Origin of the sequence: Nocardia farcinica, from assembly GCF_029867845.1 — a bacterium.
Classification (GTDB): domain Bacteria; phylum Actinomycetota; class Actinomycetes; order Mycobacteriales; family Mycobacteriaceae; genus Nocardia; species Nocardia farcinica_A.
Map to the genome: position 1 here is coordinate 1 of NZ_JARWRU010001025.1, position 4,809 is coordinate 4,809.

A 4,809-nucleotide genomic window follows, 5' to 3' on the forward strand; every position below is an offset into this window, starting at 1 on the left:
CCCTGGGTGCCCCGGCCCGCCGTGCTTCGGGGGGCCTTGGGGCTCCCCGACCCCCGGCCGGGGGCCCGGGGCGAGGACACCCACGCCGCCGACCGCGATCTCCCACGGCTCTAAGAAGCCCAGGCCGAGGGCCGCGACCGAGCCTGCGGCGGCCAGCAGGATGGGCCAGAAGCTGCCCGGCGAGAAGAAGCCGAGGTCACCGGCGCCGTCGGCGATCTCCGCGTCCTCGTAGTCCTCCGGGCGCAGGTCCAGGCGGCGGGCGATGAAGCGGAAGTAGGTGCCGATGATCAGCGACAGACCCGCGGTCAGCACGATGGCGGTGGTGCCCGCCCACTCGATGCCGGTGCGCGACTGCGCGGTGAAGAAGCCGTAGACGACCGCGACGATGATGAAGAACACCGTCAGCAGTTCGAAGATGCGCGCTTCGATCCTCATGTCAGATCAATTCCTCACTCGGACTCGCCGGACGCGCTCTTCACCGAGCGATCCGTGTGGAACGGGCTGGTGGAGGTGGCCACCGGGGACTCACCGATCGCCAGCAGGGCCTCGGCGTTGGTCTTACCCGCGCGACGCTCGTCCAGGTACCGGGTGAACTTCTCCGGCGAGACCGCGCGGACCTCGAAGTTCATCATCGAGTGGTAGGTGCCGCACATCTCGGCGCAACGGCCGACGAACGCGCCTTCCTTCTCGATCTCGGTGATCTGGAAGACGTTGTCGGAGTTGTTCTCCTTCGGGTTCGGCATGACGTCGCGCTTGAACAGGAAGTCCGGCACCCAGAAGGCGTGGATCACGTCGGCGGCGGCGAGCTGGAACTCGATGACCTTGCCGGTCGGCAGGACCAGGACCGGGATCTCGGTGCTGGTGCCGACGGTCTCGACGGTGTCGTAGTGCAGGAACGAGACGTCGTTCTCCGGCTTGCCGTGCACCGGTCCCGGCTGCGGGTGGCCGTGCTCCTCGTCGACGCGGCCCTCGTAGCGCTCGAGGGTCTCGAGCGCTACGGCCTCACGGGCGGTGTCGATGCCGTCGAACTTGTAGCCGTCCTTGAAGTCGACTTCGCGGTAGCCGAACTTCCAGTTCCACTGGAAGGCGGTCACATCGACGGTGACGTCGGGGTCCTCCACCTTCTCGTGGACATAGTTCTGCACCACCACGGTGAAGTAGAACAGCACCGCGATGATGACGAACGGGATCGCCGTGTAGGTCAGCTCCAGCGGCACGTTGTAGCCGGTCTGGCGAGGGAACTCCGGCGAGTTCTTCTTCTTGCGGTGGAAGACCACGGTCCAGAAGGTCAGGCCCCAGACCAGCACGCCCATCGCCAGCGCGGCGATGACCGACCAGGTCCACAGCTCCCGCATCCGGGTCGCCTGCGGCGTGACGCCCGAGGGCCAGCCGAACCGCAGCCAAACATTGTCGATCGAGCAGCCCGAGACGAGCATCGCGGTGATCCCCAAGGACACCGCCAGCCCGGCCCGCCGAAGGATGCGGCCCTGCCGACCCCGAACGGGTCGTGCCCCGATCTCTTCGCTCGCCTTGTGCGCCACGCTCACGCCTTCCTGGTCGCCACACATTCCGACAGTGCGCCGCCCGGGCCGCGATCCGCCCTGACGACACGATAAGACACGTTCAGACCTTCCTCCGGGCGGCGGCCATCGAGGACCGGACACCCTGAGAACGACCTGAGTACTACGCAGCGTAGACCAAACGAGCGGCCTCTATGTCGCCGGGTCGCATTCGACACTCGCGTGAGCGTCCGCACCCACCGCGGCGGGCCCCGTCACCTGCGCATGCGGCGCACGGCCCGCCGGTACGGCATACTCGGACACGTTGTTTCGACGCGCGCGCGACGCGTCGCCCCCCACCTGGAGAAACGAGGTTGCCGGCACGTGTGCGGACTGCTCGGATTCCTGACGGCTGACGCGGCGACTTCCGAAGTCGTCGATCAGGTCTACAACGCCCTGCACTGCATGCGCCATCGCGGTCCCGACGAACGAGGCACCTGGCACGACGACCACCTCGTCTTCGGCTTCAACCGCCTGTCGATCATCGACATCGAGCACTCCCACCAGCCGCTGCGCTGGGGTCCGCCGGAGTCTCCCGAGCGCTACGCGCTGACCTTCAACGGCGAGATCTACAACTACCTGGAGCTGCGCGAGGAGCTCAGCGCCGCACACGCCGCCGAGTTCGGCGACGCGCCGATGTTCCGCACCGAGGGCGACTCGGAGACCATCGTCGCCGCCTTCCACTACTGGGGCGTGGACGCCGTCGCCAAGTTGCGCGGCATGTTCGCCTTCGCGATCTGGGACACCGAGCGCGGCGAGCTGTTCCTGGCCCGCGACCCGTTCGGCATCAAACCGCTGTTCCTGGCCACCGGCCCCGGCGGTACGGCCTTCGGTAGTGAGAAGAAGAGCCTTCTGGACCTGCTGCCCGCGCTGCGGCTCGGCGACGAGCTGGACCCGCGGGCGCTCGAGCACTACACCGTGCTGCAGTACGTGCCGGAGCCGGAGACCCTGCACAAGGGCATCCGCAGGCTGGAGTCGGGCACCTACGCGGTGGTGCGCCCCGGCGCCGAACCGCAGATCACCCGCTACTTCACCCCGCGCTTCACCGTGCGCCCGTTCACCCCCGGCTCCGAGCAGGCCCGCTACAACGAGATCGCCGCCGCGCTGGAGGACTCGGTCGCCAAGCACATGCGCGCGGACGTGACCGTCGGCTCGTTCCTGTCCGGCGGCATCGACTCCACCGCGGTCGCCGCGCTGGCCATGCGGCACAACCCGAACCTGATCACCTTCACCACCGGTTTCGAGCGCGAGGGCTACTCCGAGGTGGACGTGGCCGCCGAGAGCGCCGCGGCCATCGGCGCGCGCCACATCGTCAAGGTGGTCTCCCCCGCCGAGTTCGCCGCCGCCATCCCGGAGATCGTCTGGTACCTCGACGACCCGGTGGCCGACCCGGCGCTGGTGCCGCTGTACTTCGTGGCCAAGGAGGCCCGCAAGCACGTCAAGGTGGTGCTCTCCGGCGAGGGCGCCGACGAGCTGTTCGGTGGCTACACCATCTACCGGGAGCCGTTGTCGCTCAAGCCCTTCGAGTACCTGCCCAAGGGGCTGCGCAGGCTGGCGGGCAGGCTGAGTGAACGCATCCCGGACGGCACGAGGGGCAAGAGCCTGCTGCACCGCGGTTCGCTGACGCTCGAGGAGCGCTACTACGGCAACGCCCGCAGCTTCAGCGACGCCCAACTGCGCGCGGTGCTGCGCGAGTTCCGCCCGGAATGGACCCACCAGGACGTCACCGCCCCCATCTACGCGCAGTCGCGCGGCTGGGACCCGGTGGCGCGCATGCAGCATCTCGACCTGTTCACCTGGCTGCGCGGCGACATCCTGGTCAAGGCCGACAAGATGACCATGGCCAACTCGCTGGAGCTGCGCGTGCCGTTCCTGGACAACGAGGTGCGCCGGGTCGCCGAGCAGCTGCCCTACGACCAGAAGCTGACCAAGGAGACCACCAAGTACGCGCTGCGGCAGGCGCTGGAGGGCATCGTGCCCGCGCACGTGCTGCACCGCGCCAAGCTCGGTTTCCCGGTGCCGCTGCGGCACTGGCTGCGCGGCACCGAACTCTACGACTGGGCGCACGCCCAGATCGCCGACTCGCAGACCGACCACCTGCTGGACAAGGCCGCGATCACCTCGATGCTGGTCGAGCACCGCGAGGGCCGCTCCGACCACAGCAGGCGGCTGTGGACGCTGCTGGTGTTCATGGTCTGGCACGGCATCTTCGTCGAGGACCGGATCAAGCCGGAGATCCAGGAGCCGGTCTACCCGGTCACGCTCTGACGTTCCCGGAACAGGCGAAACCCCCGATCCGCAACGGATCGGGGGTTTTGTCGTACGGCGGTGATGCGCGCGGGTGCCGCGGCGGTCGACAGGACCGGCGCCGCGGCGCTCCCGGCGGGTCGCCGTGCCCTCAGCGGGTCGCCGGAGCCTGTCAGAGCAGCGGCTTGATCTCCGCCGCCGCCTCGGCGCCGTAGGCCTCGGTCAGGCGAGCGACCGCGTCGTCCTTGTTCAGCGACCATTCCTGGGTGCCGGTGGTCTCCAGCACGAGCACCGCCACCAGCGAGCCCAGCTGGGCCGCGCGCTCGAGGCTCAGCCCGGCGCTGTGGCCGGTCAGGAAGCCCGCCCGGAAGGCATCGCCCACGCCGGTGGGCTCCACCTTCTCGCGCTCGGGCACCACGCCGACGCGGATCTCGGTGCCGTCGGCGTCGACCACGAGCACGCCGTCGGGGCCGAGGGTGGTGACCCTGATGCCGACCCGCCGGGCCACCTCGGCCTCGCTCAGGCCGGTCTTCTGCAGCAGCAGCGCCCACTCGTACTTGTTGGTGAACAGGTAGGCGGCGCCGTCGATCAGGCGCACCGCCTGGTCGCCGTCGAGTCGGGCCAGCTGCTGGGAGGGATCGGCGGCGAACGGGATGCCCAGCTCGCGGCACTCCTCGGTGTGGCGCAGCATGGCCTCGGGGTCGTTGGCGCCGATGAGCACCAGATCAAGGCTGTGCTGCTCGGCCAGCTCGGCGATGGAGATATCGCGGGCCTCGCTCATCGCGCCCGGGTAGAACGAGGCGATCTGGGCCATGTCGTCGTCGGTGGTGCAGACGAAGCGGGCGGTGTGCGCACGGTCGGAGACGCGCACGGTCGAGCAGTCGACCCCGTGCTTCTCCAGCCAGGCGCGATACTCGGCGAAGTGGGGGGGCCCCCCCCCCCCGCCCCCCCGGGGGGGGGGGGGGGCGGCCCCACGGGGAAAGGAAAATGGGCCCGCCCCCCC

The 4,809-nt window shown here is 69.3% G+C and carries 4 protein-coding genes; 1 reads left to right on the plus strand and 3 read right to left on the minus strand.

Annotation, left to right across the window (positions count from 1 at the left end):
- Positions 1-435: cytochrome c oxidase subunit 4 (locus QH283_RS22710; protein WP_432420765.1), on the minus strand; the 435-nt coding region annotated here is incomplete at its 3' end.
- Positions 436-449: 14 nt separating this feature from the next.
- The gene (gene ctaC / locus QH283_RS22715; RefSeq protein ID WP_280504976.1) at positions 450-1,436 is read right to left on the minus strand and encodes an aa3-type cytochrome oxidase subunit II; all 987 of its coding nucleotides are present in this window, start codon (positions 1,434-1,436) and stop codon (positions 450-452) included.
- A gap of 447 nt (positions 1,437-1,883) precedes the next feature.
- Here ctaC and asnB point away from each other — a divergent pair, with 447 nt between their 5' ends.
- Entirely contained in the window at positions 1,884-3,827 is a 1,944-nt protein-coding gene (asnB, locus tag QH283_RS22720; protein WP_280504977.1) for an asparagine synthase (glutamine-hydrolyzing), read from the plus strand.
- A 151-nt stretch (positions 3,828-3,978) separates the two neighbouring features.
- Here the strand turns inward: asnB and QH283_RS22725 are convergent.
- Positions 3,979-4,809: carbohydrate kinase family protein (locus tag QH283_RS22725; protein ID WP_280504978.1), on the minus strand; the 831-nt coding region annotated here is incomplete at its 5' end.

Bases quoted from the DNA above. Each gene is read 5' to 3' on its own strand.
- ctaC (WP_280504976.1), bottom strand. From the start codon at position 1,436: ATGCTCGTCTCGGGCTGCTCGATCGACAATGTTTGGCTGCGGTTCGGC.